The 15,835-nt window shown below is 66.8% G+C and carries 16 protein-coding genes; 8 read left to right on the top strand and 8 right to left on the bottom strand.

Features of this window, described 5'->3' with window-relative positions; all coding sequences use genetic code 11:
* Positions 1-75: 75 nt before the first annotated feature.
* Positions 76-705, top strand: coding sequence for an MSMEG_4193 family putative phosphomutase (locus tag PV772_RS01685; protein WP_141181510.1), 630 nt, complete (start codon positions 76-78; stop codon positions 703-705).
* 28 nt (positions 706-733) lie between these two features.
* Entirely contained in the window at positions 734-1,435 is a 702-nt protein-coding gene (locus PV772_RS01680; RefSeq protein ID WP_141161579.1) for an SCO1664 family protein, read from the top strand.
* A gap of 14 nt (positions 1,436-1,449) precedes the next feature.
* On the opposite strand, the gene PV772_RS01675 is transcribed toward PV772_RS01680, so the two are convergent.
* Together PV772_RS01675 and PV772_RS01670 are read right to left on the bottom strand one after the other, a co-directional pair.
* Entirely contained in the window at positions 1,450-2,193 is a 744-nt protein-coding gene (locus tag PV772_RS01675; protein WP_347885181.1) for an SGNH/GDSL hydrolase family protein, read from the bottom strand.
* A gap of 192 nt (positions 2,194-2,385) precedes the next feature.
* Entirely contained in the window at positions 2,386-3,210 is an 825-nt protein-coding gene (locus PV772_RS01670) for a DUF1206 domain-containing protein (protein WP_347885180.1), read from the bottom strand.
* 179 nt (positions 3,211-3,389) lie between these two features.
* On the opposite strand from PV772_RS01670, the gene PV772_RS01665 reads away from it, so the two are divergent.
* Together PV772_RS01665 and PV772_RS01660 are read left to right on the top strand one after the other, a co-directional pair.
* On the top strand, positions 3,390-5,948 hold the full coding sequence (locus tag PV772_RS01665; protein WP_347885299.1) for an excinuclease ABC subunit UvrA: 2,559 nt from the start codon (positions 3,390-3,392) through the stop codon (positions 5,946-5,948).
* Positions 5,949-5,993: 45 nt separating this feature from the next.
* Positions 5,994-6,881, top strand: a complete 888-nt coding sequence (locus PV772_RS01660) for an SDR family NAD(P)-dependent oxidoreductase (RefSeq protein ID WP_141181506.1) — start codon at positions 5,994-5,996, stop codon at positions 6,879-6,881.
* On the opposite strand, the gene PV772_RS01655 is transcribed toward PV772_RS01660, so the two are convergent.
* From PV772_RS01655 to PV772_RS01645, 3 genes are all read right to left on the bottom strand, one after another.
* Positions 6,826-7,599, bottom strand: coding sequence for an enoyl-CoA hydratase/isomerase family protein (locus PV772_RS01655; protein WP_347885179.1), 774 nt, complete (start codon positions 7,597-7,599; stop codon positions 6,826-6,828). The two genes, PV772_RS01660 and PV772_RS01655, sit on opposite strands and share 56 nt — an antisense overlap.
* A 49-nt stretch (positions 7,600-7,648) precedes the next feature.
* A complete protein-coding gene (locus tag PV772_RS01650; RefSeq protein WP_246839688.1) occupies positions 7,649-8,212 on the bottom strand; it encodes a flavin reductase family protein in 564 nt (187 codons plus the stop codon).
* Between the two features lie 69 nt (positions 8,213-8,281).
* Entirely contained in the window at positions 8,282-9,604 is a 1,323-nt protein-coding gene (locus tag PV772_RS01645) for an MFS transporter (protein ID WP_141160560.1), read from the bottom strand.
* A 379-nt stretch (positions 9,605-9,983) separates the two neighbouring features.
* Between PV772_RS01645 and PV772_RS01640 the strand changes: the two genes are divergently transcribed.
* Together PV772_RS01640 and PV772_RS01635 are read left to right on the top strand one after the other, a co-directional pair.
* A complete protein-coding gene (locus PV772_RS01640; protein ID WP_347885178.1) occupies positions 9,984-11,417 on the top strand; it encodes an SPFH domain-containing protein in 1,434 nt (477 codons plus the stop codon).
* Positions 11,418-11,424: 7 nt separating this feature from the next.
* The gene (locus tag PV772_RS01635; protein WP_141160562.1) at positions 11,425-11,667 is read left to right on the top strand and encodes a hypothetical protein; all 243 of its coding nucleotides are present in this window, start codon (positions 11,425-11,427) and stop codon (positions 11,665-11,667) included.
* Positions 11,668-11,699: 32 nt separating this feature from the next.
* Here PV772_RS01635 and PV772_RS01630 read toward each other — a convergent pair whose 3' ends face one another.
* Together PV772_RS01630 and PV772_RS01625 are read right to left on the bottom strand one after the other, a co-directional pair.
* A complete protein-coding gene (locus PV772_RS01630; RefSeq protein WP_141181502.1) occupies positions 11,700-12,731 on the bottom strand; it encodes an aldo/keto reductase in 1,032 nt (343 codons plus the stop codon).
* A gap of 57 nt (positions 12,732-12,788) precedes the next feature.
* The gene (locus tag PV772_RS01625) at positions 12,789-13,067 is read right to left on the bottom strand and encodes a hypothetical protein (RefSeq protein ID WP_347885177.1); all 279 of its coding nucleotides are present in this window, start codon (positions 13,065-13,067) and stop codon (positions 12,789-12,791) included.
* A 169-nt stretch (positions 13,068-13,236) separates the two neighbouring features.
* Here PV772_RS01625 and PV772_RS01620 point away from each other — a divergent pair, with 169 nt between their 5' ends.
* The gene (locus PV772_RS01620) at positions 13,237-14,403 is read left to right on the top strand and encodes a cytochrome P450 (RefSeq protein ID WP_347885176.1); all 1,167 of its coding nucleotides are present in this window, start codon (positions 13,237-13,239) and stop codon (positions 14,401-14,403) included.
* A gap of 37 nt (positions 14,404-14,440) precedes the next feature.
* Here the strand turns inward: PV772_RS01620 and PV772_RS01615 are convergent, their stop codons facing one another.
* The gene (locus tag PV772_RS01615; RefSeq protein ID WP_347885175.1) at positions 14,441-15,193 is read right to left on the bottom strand and encodes a lytic transglycosylase domain-containing protein; all 753 of its coding nucleotides are present in this window, start codon (positions 15,191-15,193) and stop codon (positions 14,441-14,443) included.
* Positions 15,194-15,241: 48 nt separating this feature from the next.
* On the opposite strand from PV772_RS01615, the gene PV772_RS01610 reads away from it, so the two are divergent.
* On the top strand, positions 15,242-15,757 hold the full coding sequence (locus PV772_RS01610; protein WP_141160566.1) for a nucleoside kinase: 516 nt from the start codon (positions 15,242-15,244) through the stop codon (positions 15,755-15,757).
* Positions 15,758-15,835 lie beyond the last annotated feature (78 nt).

The following is a 15,835-nucleotide window of genomic DNA, read 5'->3' as shown; positions in this document are numbered from 1 at the left end:
CTACGGTAAGCCCCGCCCCGCGGCTTATCGAGGGATTCCGCCAGATTCCTGTGCGGCTGGCCTTAGGCTTGAGCCGTGACAGAAAGCACACTGATTCTTTTGGTCCGCCACGGCGAGACGCCCACCACCGGCACCGTCCTGCCGGGCCGGGCCCCCGGCCTGCATCTTTCCGAACGCGGCCGGGCGCAGGCTGACGCCGCTGCCGGCCGGCTCGCCGGCCTGCCAGTGGAGGCGGTCTACTCATCGCCCCTGGAACGGGCACGGGAAACTGCGGAGCCCACAGCCGCGCGCACCGGACGGCCGGTCACGGAAGAAGCCGGGCTCCTTGAATGCGATTTCGGTGACTGGACCGGCGCGGCCCTCGCCGGACTGGCTGCGCTGCCGGAGTGGCAGACCGTCCAGCACAACCCGTCCGCGTTCCGGTTTCCCAACGGGGAAGGCTTCTCCGGGATGCAGGCCCGGATGGTTGCGACGCTGGACGATCTTCGGGCCGCCCACCGCGGTGGCGTCGTGGTTTGTTTCTCCCATGCCGACCCCATCAAGGCGGCCGTGGCCCACGCGCTGGGCACGCACCTGGACCTCTTCCAACGGATCATGATCAGCCCGGCGTCGGTCTCTGTGATCTCCTACACTGACGGGCAGGCTCCGGCCGTGCTCACGGTGAATTCGACGTCGGAACCCCTCAGCGGTCTGAGGTCGCCGTGACCAGGCCGGGATGCGTATGGGGCATGCGGTGTCCGCGCGGGAGCTGACCCTCCTCACCGACGGCCGCGTGGAGCTGCTGGGCCGCATCATGAGCGGAAGCAATGCCACGTTCCTCGCGGAGGTTTCCTGCGAGGGTGATTCGGCGTGGGCCGTCTACAAGCCGGAGGCGGGAGAACGGCCGCTGGTGGATTTCGACGCCGGCCTGTACCGCCGGGAGTGCGCAGCGTTCCAGCTGAGCGAAGCGCTGGGCTGGGGCATGGTGCCCCCTACGGTGGTGCGCGCGGACGCCCCGCTTGGGGTGGGGTCGCTCCAGTGGTTCATCGAAGGGGACCATCAGGAACACTACTTCACCCTGTATGCCGACGCTCCGGAGACCCACGACGACCTGGCCCGGATGGCCTTGTTCGATTACGTGGCGAACAATACGGACCGGAAAAGCGGTCATGTGCTGCGCGGAACCGACGGGCGGATCTGGGGCATCGACCACGGCCTGTGCTTCTCCGCCGCCTTCAAGCTGCGCACCGTAATCTGGGACTTCGCCGGCGACCCCATTCCGGACCACCTGCTGGAGGACATCCGTCCACTGGCCGGCGCTGTTCCGGCCGAGGTGGCCGGGCTGCTCCACCCTGCCGAAGTGGCTGCCCTTCAGCGAAGGGTGCAGCACCTGTTGCGGGACATGGTGCTTCCGGTTGACCACACGGGGATGCGCTACCCCTGGCCGCTGGTCTAAGCTCCCGCGGGATCCTAGGCAGCCGGCTTGTGCAGGTCCTGGCGGCCTTCCAGCGCGGCCTGGGCCGCCGGCGCAGCCTGCTCAAGGTACGCCCCGATATGCTCCAGCAGGTAATGCTGGCCCAGGACGGTCGGGTGGTCGCCGTCGGGGCCGATCAGGTCGTCAAAGTCGTCGCTGATCCAGCCTTCCGAGATTGGGTCGACGAATTCTGCGCCGGCCCTCGCAGTGGCGGTCCTGAGCTGGTCGCTGATATCCACCAGTCCGGGGTCGGGATTCGACGTATACGACGGCGGCCCCACCACGATGATCCTCGCCTCCGGGGCAAGGGCCTCGGCCCTGTCCATCGCCGCCAACGCAGCGTCGCCGACCTCCGAGGAGGCATAGCCAAGGTCGTTCTCCGAACCGAAGAAGACCACGATTCCGGTGTCCGGGGTGACGAAGTCGTCAACCTGGGTCCCGAAGGTTCCGTTATAGTCGCCCAGGCTGACGTAGCCGCTGCCGTCCTCGGCCGCGTTGACTACTTCCAGCCCTGCCACGCCAGGGTCCGTCCGCATCAGCGCCGGCCACGCCTCCTGCGGGGACGTCCCATGGCCGGTGCTCAGCGAGTCCCCCACCACCACAACGCGGACCAGGGGTGAAGCGGTGGCCGTTGGCCGGGTCTGGGCGGCGCTTCCCGACGTCACGGCCAGGAGGATGGCGGCCACCCCGGCCGTCAACAGCCGGGCGGGGTGCCCGTGCAGCAGCACGCTGTCCTGCATGGCGCCCTCCTCCGTCCTGGGTTTACCGGGTGGCCGGGCAGGTGCCCGGCAGCGGTTCGTCTTGTTGTCCGTGTCCCATCGTAGGCAATTGTGGGATTACTTTAGGGCCAAAGGTGACCGGATCAACAGGATGCACAGCGACTCCACAGGAACGTTTAGGGCATTAGGTACCCCTGGCCGGGCTCCGGGACCCTAGAACTTTCCATAGCGTGCACGCGCCATGGAGTACACGCCGTAGCAGATAAGCCCTGCGGCGATGGCAGCAAGGAGGAACACGCCGTACGGCTGCGAACCGAGGGTCTTCAGCCCCCCGTCGAGGCCTGAGGATTTAGAGGGGTCCGCGGTTGCGGCGGCCACAATGATCAGGACTCCGACGACGGCGAGCACCACGCCCTTGGCTGCGTAGCCGATCGTGCCGATCCACTCCACGGCCGTCCGAGCGTTTCCCGGGTCCTGCAGGTCCTCCATGAATTTCCGGGTGACACCCCGGAACGCGTAAAAGACGCCGGCGCCAATGATCGCCAGGCCGACCACCACCAGGACAACCACCCCGGCCGGCGCTCCCATCAGCTTTGCGGTGAAATCACTGGCGGACTGGCTGGAGTTCTTGCTGCCGCCGGAGGCGAAGACGGCAAAGGTGAAGGCAAGGAAACCGAAGACCACTGCCTTCCCCGCTGCGCTGGCTGCGTTCTTCAGCTTCGTTTTGGAGTCGGTCTCCGTGCGTGCCCCGAAAACTGCCTCGCTGACCATCCACAGGGCCAGCGCGGCACACGCAACAGCACCGGCCCACAGCAGGATGCCGCCGCCGGGCTTGGAAGCCAGGGCACCGATCGCCCCGGACTGGTCGGCTTCTCCCCCCTGGCCCCGGGTCAGCTGCAACGCGATGGCCCCGATCAGGATGTGCACCAGGCCGATGAAAACGAATCCGGCGCGTGCCAGAATCCGCACTGCCGGGCTGCGGCTCGCGGACGCGGCCTCGGATACTGCCCTGTTAGCTCCCTGCGACGCGTTGCCCATGGCCGGCCCTTCCACCTATGTAGTTGATCTTGTGTTTTCGGTCCGCTTCCCCCGCCTGCGCCGCGGAATGCTTCAGTGTAAATCCGTCTGCGCCGTCCCGACAGATCCCGGAAAGTTCAGGCCACGCACGGACGCCTACTAGAGTCGAAGCGGTGCATGCCAAACAGAACACCGGGACATTGACCGCGCTGAACACCTCCGCTCCCGCGGCGGCCCACGCCGAAGACGGATTCGTCCGCGTGCGCGGTGCCCGTGAAAACAACCTGCGGAACATCAGCGTGGATGTGCCGCGGGACGCGATCGTGGCGTTCACCGGCGTCTCCGGTTCCGGCAAGTCGTCCTTGGCATTCGGCACCATCTACGCGGAGGCGCAGCGCCGGTTCTTCGAATCCGTGGCGCCCTACGCCCGCCGGCTTATCCAGCAGGGCCACAATCCCAAGGTGGACCTCATCACCGGGCTGCCGCCCGCCGTCGCCCTCCAGCAGCGCCGCGGAACCGCAACGTCCCGCTCCACCGTGGGAACGGTCACCACCTTGTCCAATTCGCTCCGGATGCTGTTTTCCCGCGCCGGCAGCTACCCGGAGGGCGCGGCACCCCTCGATTCGGACGCTTTCTCCCCCAACACCGCTGCCGGCGCCTGCCCGGAATGCCACGGGCTGGCCACGGCGCACACCGTGACGGAGGCGTCCCTGGTCCCGGACCCCTCGCTGAGCATCCGTGAGGGGGCAATCGCCGCGTGGCCCGGTGCCTGGCAGGGCAAGAACCTACGCGACATCCTGACCCACCTGGGCTACGACGTGGACGTCCCGTGGCGGCGGTTGCCCAGGAAACAGCGGGACTGGATCCTGTTCACCGAAGAGCAGCCAGTGGTGGAGGTGACACCCCAGCGGGACCGCGTGGCCAAGCCCTACAAGGGCAGGTTCTGGAGTGCCAAAAGCTACGTCATGCACACATTGCTCGATTCCAAGAGCCCCGCCATGCGGGAAAAGGTCCTGCGCTTCATGGAGACCGGGCCGTGCCCGCGGTGCGGCGGAACCGGGCTCAGGCCCGAAGCCCTCGCGGTGACCTTTGCCGGCCACACCATCGCCGCGCTGAACGCGGTACCCATGACCGAACTCGCCGCGATCATCCGCCCCACCACCACACTGGCCGCGGCAGCGACAGCATCCCGCAAGCAGTCATCGGAGTCCAACGAAGTGGCCGTGGCCATCACCCGCGACCTGCTCCAGCGCATTACCGTGCTGCTGGAACTGGGCCTGGGGTACCTTGCGCTGGGACGGGCCACGCCAACGCTTTCGCCCGGGGAAATGCAGCGGCTGCGGATCGCCACCCAGCTCCGCTCGGGGCTGTTCGGCGTCATCTACGTGCTGGATGAACCGTCGGCGGGCCTGCACCCCGCCGACGCCGAACCCCTCCTGGCCGTCCTGGACCAGCTCAAGTCGTCAGGAAATTCCGTCTTCGTGGTGGAACACAACATGGACATGGTCCGCCGGGCGGACTGGCTGGTGGACGTGGGGCCGCGGGCGGGCGAAGACGGCGGAAAAGTGCTCTACAGCGGCCCCGTGCAGGGCCTCGATGAGGTGCCGGAGTCCGTGACACGGCCGTTCCTGTTCCCAGGCGCCCCACAGGAGGGAGCGGACGACGGCGGCGCCCGGCAAGGTGCCCGGCGCGAAGCGTCCGGGTGGCTGGAACTGCGGGACGTCAGCCGGCTCAACCTGCGGAACCTGGACGCGGCTTTTCCGCTTGGCGTCCTGACAGCGGTCACCGGGGTCTCCGGTTCCGGAAAGTCCACCCTGGTCAGCCGGGTCCTGGCCGATGTCGCCGGCGCCGTGCTGCAGGCCGGGACCGGTACACCATACGAGGAGCCGGACGAGGACGCGGGGGAACAGGGCGGAACCGGGACCGTTGGGTACGTGTCCGGCCTGGAGCTGATCGACCGCCTGGTGAAAGTGGACCAGAGGCCGATCGGCCGGACCCCGCGCTCCAATCTGGCAACCTACACGGGCCTGTTCGATGCGGTCCGCAAGGAATTCGCCGCCACCGGAGCTGCCCGGAGCCGGGGATTCGGGGCCGGCCGCTTTTCCTTCAACGTGGCAGGGGGCAGGTGCGAGACGTGCCAGGGCGAAGGTTTCGTGGCCGTGGAGCTCCTGTTCCTTCCCGGCAGCTACGGTCCGTGTCCGGAATGCGACGGAACCCGGTACAACCCGGAAACCCTGGCGGTCACCTACCAGGGCAGGAACATCGCCGAAGTGCTGGGCATGACGGTCAACGCTGCCTCTGGCTTCCTCGCCGGCGTGCCCTCGGCCGCCCGGTCCCTCAAGACGCTCCAGGAGGTGGGCCTGGGCTACCTTCGTCTTGGCCAGCCTGCCACCGAACTTTCCGGCGGGGAGGCCCAGCGGATCAAGTTGGCTACGGAACTGCAGCGGGCACGCCGGGGGCACACCCTGTACCTCCTGGATGAGCCCACCACCGGCCTGCACCCGGCCGACGTCCAGCTCCTCATGGCACAGCTGAACCGCCTGGTGGACGCCGGGAACACGGTGATCGTCGTGGAACACGCCATGGATGTAGTGGCGGCCGCCGACTGGGTGGTGGACCTGGGGCCCGCCGGTGGCGACGCCGGCGGCAGGATCGTCGCCGCCGGCGGCCCGGCCGCCGTCGCGCGTTCCCGCAGCAGCCGCACTGCCCCCTACCTCGCGGCAGCGCTCCGGGCGGCTTCCCCCGGCACGGACCACTAAGCCGGTACCCTTGCCGCCACAGCCGTAACGGCGTAGGACAAGGGGATGCGGATCCAACGGGCGGCGCCTGGCCAGGACATCCTTCGCGGCCGGGTAGCGGTGGTGACCGGCTCGTCGCGGGGGCTGGGGTTTGCCATGGCCCGCGTGCTGGGCCTGCACGGCGCAACGGTGGTGCTTGCAGCCAGGTCCGGGGACGACGTTGCTGCGGCCGTCCGCCGCCTGCTCGATGAGGGGATCGCGGCATCCGGATGCCGCTGCCACACCGCCGAACTGGCTGACGTTGAGGCGCTTCGCGACGAGGCCGTTGCCCGGGGAACGCTGGATATCTGGGTTAACAATGCGGGAACGTCGGGGGTGTACGGACCCACAGCGTCGACGCCCGCCGACGACTTCACGCGCGTGGTGCGCACCAACATCCTGGGTACGTTCCACGGCTCCAGGGTTGCCTTGCCGGTATTCCTGGGCCAGGGGCACGGCGACCTGGTCAACCTCTACGGCCAGGGCGACCGGGGTCCGGTGGCGCTGCAGAACGCCTACGCCTCAAGCAAGCGGTGGGTCCGCCAGTTCACCGAGACACTCCGCCTCGAAACCAAGGGCACCGGCGTCCGGGTCCACGGCATGAACCCCGGACTCGTGGAAACTGCGCTCCTGGCGCGGGTGCGGTCCCAGCCAGGCTACCAACAGCGCCTCAGCGGCCTGCAGGTGGTGGTGGGGCTGTGGGGACAAAATGCGGGCGAGGCGGCGCTGCCCATCGTGGACCTTGTCACCTCGGACCATCCGGAATTCAGGTTCCTGACCAAGCGGCGGATGGTGGCTCACGGACTCCGCAGCGTGCTGGCCGGACGCCTGCGCCGCGTCAACCGGATGCCTTTGGACATCACGGTGGTGGAGCCGGCGGCCCCGCCCCGGTCCGGCGGTGGAGAAAGCCCGTGACCCGGTCCCGGAATTCCACGGGATCCACCGCAGGGCCCTTTGGCGCGCGGCGGCCGGCTTCCGTCAGGAGGCGCAGGCCCTCGTCCACCGCTGCCTTTGATGCCTTTAGAGACGCCGACGAGACGCCTTTCCACGGGTCGAGGACTGCAGCCAGGGCCGCGTCCGCATCGTCGTCGGGGGCGAGGGTGGTGACCAGCCCCATGTCCCACGCCTCGCGGGCAGTGAGCATACGGCCCGTGTAAAGAAGGTCCTTGGCCCGGGACGGACCTACCCGCAGTGCCAGGCGGGCGGCGAAGGTGGCCGGAACCAGCAAGCCCAGGCGTGCCACGGGCATGCCCATCCGCGCTGTTGGGGTCACCAGTTGCAGGTCGCAGGCAAGGGCAAGCTGGCAGCCCCCACCGGCCGCAACCCCTTCGACCACGGCCAGCGTTGGGACGGGCAAGTCCTCGAGTGCCTGCAATGCGGCTTCCAGCACGTCAAAGGTCCGGCCAACGTCCGCGCCCGACGTCCCGTCCCATTCGCTTATGTCGGAGCCGGCGCAAAACACTCCACCGCGGCCGCGCACCACGACGGCGCGCAGGGTCGGGCCGGAGGCCAGCCCGTGTACTGCGCACCGCAGATCCTCCCAGTCCCTCTGGCCCAGGGCATTGAGCCGCTCGCCGCTGCCGAAGGAAATCGTGGCAATGGACTCCGCCACGTCAACACCGACCGCCGCCATCAGAAGCCTGCCTCCCCCGGGGCTGGCATGGCTCCCGCGCCAGGCTCCGTCATGTGCCCTCCCGCGGCCTGAAAGGACCAGGCCACTGCGAGGCACGGATCCGCGGCAGGTGGAGGATGGGGCCAAGCATGCCCCATTCGTCCCCGCCCAGCCTTGACAGCGGATCAAGCCCGGCCACGTCCGGGTGGTCACCGCTGAGCACCTGGGAGGAGACGGCGGCGTGCACTACCAGGCCGAACACCAGGACACAGTCACCCATGCGCAGGGTCTGGTGAAGCGAGCATTCCAGCACCGCCGGAGAGTCCTTAACCCGGGGCGGCCGGACCATGGCACTGGGCTCACGGGCCAGGCCGGCGGCATCGAACTCGCTGACATCGGGGCTGAAATTGGTACCAGTGGCATTGACCTCCTGGATCAGCGCCGCCGGCGCCAGGTTCACCACGAACTCCCCCGTCGCCTCGATGTTCCGCAGCGAATCCTTCTCGCCGACGGAGGTGAACTGGATGATCGGCGGGTCCACCGAGGCCACGGTGAAGAAAGAGTGCGGCGCAAGATTGTCCACCCCGTCCGGGGATGTGCTGGACACCCAGGCGATGGGCCGCGGAACCACCACTGACGTCAGTAATTTATAGAAGGCCCGCGGCCCCAGGTGTCCAGGTTGAAAGTCCGTCCGCATCCGGCCCTACAGGTTTCTGGGCATTGCGGCGGCAGCGGCGTCCTTGGCCAGCGCCCCCTTGGCCCTGGGCAGGAAGATCAGGGCAAGCATGGCAATCACGCAGCAAAGGATGATGTACAGCGAAATCGACGTCGAATTGCCATAGCTCGCCAGCAGGGCGGCAGCGATGAGGGGTGCGGGACCTCCGGCAATTACGCTGGCCAACTGGTAGCCCAGGCCGGCGCCCGTGTAGCGGATGTCGGTGTCGAAACTTTCGGCGATCAGGGCGGCCTGCGGTCCGTACTGGATGTCGTGCAGGATCAGGCTGACCACCACGGCAACGCCAACCCACAGGGAGTCCCGCGTGTTCAGCAGCCCAAAGTAGGGGAATGCGAACAGCGCGGTAAGCACAATCCCGGTTCCGTACACCCGCCGCCGCCCGAAGCGGTCGGACAGGCGCCCGAACAGCGGAACACTGACCAGCCCCAGCGCCGCCGCGATCAGCGTGTCATCAAGGATCGAGTTGCTGTCCAGCTTCAACTGCTTGGTGGCGTAGGTGATCACGAAGGTGATGAAGAGGTAGAAGGGCGCCTGCTCCGAGGTGCGCACCAGGGCGGAAAGGAGGATCTCCTTGGGCTGCCGGCGGATCACCTCGATGATCGGGGCCCGCACCACCTTGTTGGACTTGCGGACTTCGTCGAACTCCGGGCTTTCGATGACGCGCAGCCGGACGAACAGGCCCACACCGATCAGGATGATGCTCAGGATGAACGGGATCCGCCAGCCGTAGGCAGCAAACCCTTCAGTTCCCGTTGCGGCCGTGGTGATCCTGACGACGCCGGTGGACAGGACAAGCCCCAGCGGCACCCCGATCTGGGGCCAGGAGGCGGACAGGCCACGGCGGTTCTGGTCGCCCCATTCCATGCTCAGCAGGACAGAACCGCCCCACTCGCCTCCCACGCCGATTCCCTGGATGATCCGGAGCAGGACCAGGAGGACCGGCGCGGCAACGCCGATGCTTTGGTACGTGGGCAGGCAGCCGATCAGGACCGTGCCGAAGGCCATCAGGAAGAGCGTGGCCATAAGTGTCGTCTTGCGTCCAATCCGGTCGCCGAAATGGCCGAAGATCGCCGCGCCGATTGGCCTGGCAACAAAGCCGACAAACTGGGTACCGAAAGCCGCCAGCACGCCGGCGAAGGCAACCTGGCCCGGGAAGAACAACTGGGGAAACACCAGGGCGGCGGCCGTCCCATACAGGAAGAAGTCGTACCACTCGATGGTGGTACCCACCACGCTCGCCACCGTGGCGCGGCGTACGGCCTGCTCCCGGGTCACTCCTTGAATACTCATCATCACTCCGTTGGTCAGATGCAGTAGAGCGCCCGGCCTCATGGCAAGAACAAAAGGAGAAATTGTCAATGCCTGGCGCTGGACCCGCATTGCGGTTCCATTTCCATCGTGCGAGCACTGGTTGCCCATGTCAACGGTTTCCCACGCCGCACGACCCCGTCCGGGAACTGTGCGTGCCGCCGTCGCCCGTCTTTTATTGTTGCTGCAGGCAAATATCGTCACGGCTATGGACTCTTGCCCGGGGCCGAACCAGACTGTCTACAACAGCTGGCCGGAAGCACCGGAATTGACGGCAGTTTTATGTAGCCGGATAAATGGGCGGCTGTGTTTATTGGGGTTTTACCGTGATGCCGTTGCGCGGCATTGAAAGGATCTGGTTATGCCGGACTTTACAGCGTTCTTTCCGCTGCTCGCCATTATTCTGGGAGTGCTCTTTGCCGTTGGGTTTGTCTGGGTCGCCACCAAACTGATGTGGAAAGTGGCTGAACCAAATGAGGCCCTGATCATTTCCGGGCTGACCCGCGGAACCCTGGAAACCAGGGAGGGAATGGATTTCAAGATTGTCACGGGCAAAGGTGCCCTGGTCCTTCCCGGACTGCAGACGGTACGGCCGCTCTCGCTGACATTGAATGAAACCGAGCTTAAAGTCTCCTGTGTCACCTCGCAGGGAATCCAGGTCATTGTCGAAGGCGTGGTTATATACAAGATCGGGGACGCGCCGCCCTTTATCGCCAATGCCGCCCGACGTTTCCTGGGCCAGCAGCCAAAAATGGAAAGCCAGGTCTACAACGTCTTCGAGGGCCACTTGCGCTCCATCATTGGCAGCATGACCGTGGAGGAGATCATCCGCGAACGGGACAAACTCGCCTCACAGGTCCGCAGCGCCAGCGGTGTGGAGATGGAGAAGCTGGGACTGGTGGTGGACTCGCTGCAGATCAAGGACCTGCAGGATCCCACCGGCTACATCCAGAACATTGCGAAGCCGCATATCGCCCAGGTGAAGATGGAGGCCCGGATCGCCGAGGCAACGCGCAACCGGGAAGCAGCGGAAAAGGAAGCGGAGGCAGCCGCCCTGATTGCGGATGCGCAGAGTGTCTCGGCGATCCGGCAGTCGGTGGCACAGGCCAACGCCGAACGGGCCCGGGCCAATGCCGCCCAGGCCGGGCCGCTGGCCGAGGCCACAGCACGGCAGCAGGTGGTGGTGCAGGAAACAGAGGTGGCCAAGCTGGAAGCAGACCGGGAAGAGCAGAAACTGCAGACAACCATCAGGAAACCTGCCGACGCGAAGGCCTACGCCAAGCGCACGGACGCAGAGGGCCAGAAAGCTGCGGACATCAGTGCCGCCGAGGCACTGGCGCGCCGCACCGAGCTTGAGGCCCAGGCCAACGCGCGCCGGACCGAAGTGACCGCACAGGCAAACGCCACGGCCGCGGCAGCGGCAGCCGGAGCCACCAAGGTTACGGGTGACGCCGAAGCGGCCGCCACCAAGGCCAAGGGCGACGCAGCCGCCTCGGCGATCAAAGCGAAGGCCCTGGCCGAGGCAGACGGCATCAAGGCGCGGGCCGAGGCCCTCGCCACCAACCAGGACGCGGTCATCTCACAGCAGCTCGCCGAAAACATGCCCGCCATCATTGCCGCCGCCGCTGAGCCCTTCTCGCACGTCGGGCAGATGACCGTCCTGAACGGCGGCGAGGGCGTCAACAAGATGCTTGGCGGGATCCTGGCGCAGGCAGGCGACTACCTGCCCGCCCTCCGGTCCGCGCTGAAGAACGGCAAGGGTGCCAAGCAGCCACCCACCGCTTCCGGGGCATAGGGATACCATGCGCAAGGAGGTCGACAGGAGCCTGACCGGCAAGATCGGGCGGGTCACCGGCCGCATCGGCCCGGGCACCATCGGCGAAGTCATGCTGCCCTACCTTGGCGGCACCATGGCATTCCACGCCCATCCGTTCGACAAGACCAGTGACTTCCCGGTGGGCGCTGAAGTGCTGGTGATCTACTTCGACCCGCCGCAAACGGTATACGTGGAGGAGCTGCCGGACGTGCTCAAGCACACCCGGTAAGGGCTGGCCCCCGATTACCCGCCGGTGGGGCGCTACCGTCCGCCCTCCATTTTGCGGCTGCGCTGTTCCTGGGCCATGGGCCCGTAGGGATAGACCCCCACGTCGGGCTGGCTGGCCAGGGTGAGACGGGTGACCTCTTCGGCGCTGAGCTGCAGCTGGGCGGCCGCCAGGTTGTCGGCAAGCTGCTCCGTGGAGCGGGCACCCAGGATTACGGACGTCACGGCGGGCCGGTGTGCCAGCCAGGCCAGTGCCACCTGGGCCGGGCTCACATTGTGGTGGGCAGCGATATCTTCGACGGCGTCGATGACTGCCCACGTACGCGGGTTGTCATTGCGTGCCTTCCAGGCTTCCATGCCGCGTTCGGGATTCTCCCCCAGGCGGGTTGCCCCGGAAGGCCGCTGGTCGCGGCGGTACTTGCCGGACAACCATCCTCCGCCCAGCGGCGACCACGGCAACAGGCCGATTCCTGCGTCAAGCGCGGCCGGTACGATCTCATGTTCGATGTCCCGGACCAGGAGGCTGTATTGGGGCTGCAGGCTGACGGGCGGGTTCCAGCCCTGGCTGCGTGCAACATGGACCGCCTTGGTGAGCTGCCAGCCCAGGAAATTCGAAAACCCGTAGTACGCGATTTTCCCGCGGCCTACGGCGTCGTCCAGGAACCGCAGGGTCTCCTCCAGGGGGGTGATGGGGTCCCACGCGTGCATCTGGTACAGGTCGATCTGTTCCACTCCCAGGCGGCGGAGGGAATCATCGAGTGCGCGGGTCAAGTGCCGGCGCGATGTTCCGACGTCGTTCGGTGCCGTTCCCATGGGGAAACGCCCTTTGGTGGCGATCACCGCCCGGTCCCTCAGGCCCGCCCGCCTGGCCAGCCAGCGTCCGATGATCTCTTCGGACACTCCCGAGCTGTAGACGTCGGCGGTATCGATGAAGTTGCCGCCCGCGTCGAAGTAGCTGTCCAGGATGTCGTGGGAGGTTTCTTCGGTCGCCTCCGCGCCGAACGTCATGGTGCCCAGCGCGAAGCTGGTGACGACGGCGCCGCTGTGGCCCAGGGTCCGGTGCTGCATGATGAGTCCTCGCGTTCAGTGGTCGGTTGGTGGGAAAGTTGCGTGCGGCTGCGTCCCTCAGGCGAGGTGCACGGCATTCCATTCGAGCAGCTTGGGGTCTGCGAACCCCTCGGTTACGAAGGGGTCTCCGGCGATGAACCGTTCAGCTTCACTGCGCGAAGTGAAGATGCCCATTGAGCTCAGGCCGGCTTCGGGAGACTGGAAAGGGCCCAGGGCAGTCAGCCCTCCGCCGTCGGCCCGGAAAGCTTCGTAGAAGGCCTTGTGCCGGGGATAGACGGACATGACCGTCGCCCTGTCCACACCCTCGCGCACGCTGTAGATCACTACGCATTCCATAGGGCCGAACTTACCCCATCCCCCGGCCATACGAGCGGGACGCGCACCTGGCGGCCCGCACCTGATGACGCCGGGGCCCGCCAGGGCTAGGATCAAAAACCTCCGGTCACACAAACAAGGGTCCGGCGCTTTTGGTGCCCAGGAGGCGCCGGCTGGCAGAGAGGCCATCATGGATTCCACCCAGTCCGCCGAATATCCGCTTGATCCCTTTCCGCAGTACGAGCGCATGCGGGCAATGGCTCCGGTCTTCCAGGACAGCCAGTCGGGCAGCTGGCATGTTTTCCGGTACGAAGACGTCCAGCGGGTGTTGTCGGAACACGCAACGTTTTCATCGCGGATGGGCGGGGACAATCCGTCCGGTACCGGGCAACTATTCGCGGCGAGCCTGATCACCACCGATCCCCCGAGGCACCGACAGTTGCGTTCCCTGGTCACGCAGGCGTTCACGCCCAAGGCCGTGGACGCCCTGGCTCCCCGCATCGCCGGACTCACCAACGAGCTCCTCGACGGGATCGCTGCCGGCGGAAGCGCGGACCTGATCAGGGACCTGGCCTATCCGTTGCCGGTCATCGTGATTTCGGAGCTGTTGGGCATTCCCGCGGAGGACCGGGAGCGCTTCAAGCACTGGTCTGATGTCATCGTCAGCCAAACGCGGACCGCTCCCGCGGGCGAAACCCAGGACACCACCACGTCAGAAATGGTGGAATACTTCCTCGCCCTGATCGACCGGCGCCGGAGCAGGCCCGGCACGGACCTTATCAGCAGCCTGCTGTCCGCGGAGATCGGCGGGCAACGGCTGACGGTGCCGGAACTGCTCGGTTTCTGCAGCCTCCTGCTGGTTGCAGGCAATGAGACCACCACCAACCTGATTGGCAACGCCGTTTTGTGCCTGGCCGAGTCACCCGGCACGCTTGGCCGGCTCCTTGAGGAACCGGGCCTGCTCCCCCAGGCGCTCGAAGAAGTCCTCCGCTTTCGGTCACCGGTCCAGTCCATGTACCGGGTGGCGGTCGCGGAAACTGTCCTCAGCGGCCAAAGGGTTCCCGCCGGCGCTCCGATAGTGGCGTGGATCGGCTCGGCCAACCGCGACGGGCAGCAGTTCCTGGCGGCCGCTGAGTTCGACATCGACCGCAGCCCCAACCGGCACCTGGCCTTCGGCCATGGCATCCACTTTTGCCTGGGTGCCCCGCTGGCACGGCTTGAGGCCAGGATCGCCCTGGAGGCGCTGCTGACCCGTCTGCCGGGCCTGTCCCTGGCTCCCGGAGCGGAACTGGAGCGCATGGAAAGCAGCATCGTTTACGGGTTGAAGGAGCTTCCGGTCACCTGGCAGCGCGACTGACGGGCAGGACGCCGGGGCCCGCTGCTTCGCCTGCCCGTCATTGGACCGTGTCCGTTGCCGCTGCGTAGGCGGTGGCCTGGGAGCGCACCTGGCGGAGGTAGGCGTCGGAATGGTTGTAGGCGTGCACTGCATCCGTCCAGCCCCGGGCAGTGGTGAGGTCACCGCCGTGGCCGCACAGATATGTGGCCGCGCTTAAGGCTGCATCGTCAATGTTGAACGGGTCCGCTGCCCCATCCCCGTTCCCGTCCATCCCGGCGATACGCCACGTGGAGGGGATGAACTGCATCGGGCCCACCGCGTGGTCCCATTGCGCGTCACCGTCCAAGGCTCCGCCGTCGGTGTCAGGAATGGCGGCGAACCCTGCACCGTTGAGGCTCGGGCCCACGATCGGGCCGCTGGCCTGGCCGGCGGAACTCAGGCTGCCGCCGCCGTAGGTTCCGTGGGCTGATTCGACGAAGCCGACGGCGGCCAAAGTGTTCCAGCCGATTCCACACGCGGGAGCAGCTTGGTTGGCGGTGACAGCGGCACTGACGTAGGCGCGCAGCGCGCGCACGGGAATGCCGGTTGCTGCGGCGGCGTGGCCAAGCCACGTGGATTCGGGGACCGGTGTGACGTTGACGGCGGTGGCGATCCCGTCAGGCGCGGCCTGGAGCCTGGCCGCGGCGAGGGGCGGCGCGGGCGTGGCGGCGTTGGCCCCGGCGCCTGCCTGGCCCATCACCCAGAAAGAGAACGCTGCGCTGGCACAGAGCACGATAAGGCTGAAGACCACAAAGCGTTTTACACGAAGCACTGACCAATCAAACCATCCCACCCCTGCCGTTCGTCGGTACCATCAGGCATGGGCAGGAAGAATTACCTTGTCGAGGGTGGTTCCGGTACAGGTAAGACCGCTGTATGCCATGAACTGCGGCGGCGCGGCTACCAGGCCATCAACGGAGACCGTGACCTCGCCTACCAAGGTGATCCGGAAACCGGCGAACCGGTTGCGGGGATCACCGGAACCGCAGTGCACAGCCATCACCTCTGGCGGGTGGCCGACGTCCGGGAGCTGGCCGCAGACCAGCGGGAACCAGCGACATTCTTCTGCGGCGGGTCCAGGAACCTGGCCTCCTTCATCGACCTGTTCGATGCCGTCTTCGTCCTGGAGCCGGATGTTGAAACGCTGCGTCGGCGCCTTGACCAGCGGCCGCCGGACGAATGGGGCGGCCAGGCGGCGGAACGGCAGCTGATCGAACACCTGCACGTAACCCGGGAAGAAATCCCGCCGGGCGGCATCCCAATCGACGCCTCCGCGCCGCTCGCGCGCGTAGTGGACGACATCCTGCGCCATGTCCGGGACGGCGGCCCCGGCTAGCTGTATTGACCTGAGAGGTTGATGACGCGGCTGGCCGGTGTCTTACCTTTGAGTGCAGTGTGGGCTCGATGGTGATTG

The sequence above is a fragment of the Pseudarthrobacter sp. CC12 genome, assembly GCF_039907755.1.
GTDB classification, from domain to species: Bacteria; Actinomycetota; Actinomycetes; order Actinomycetales; family Micrococcaceae; genus Arthrobacter; species Arthrobacter niigatensis.
This window is presented reverse-complemented; position numbering and strand designations above follow the sequence as displayed.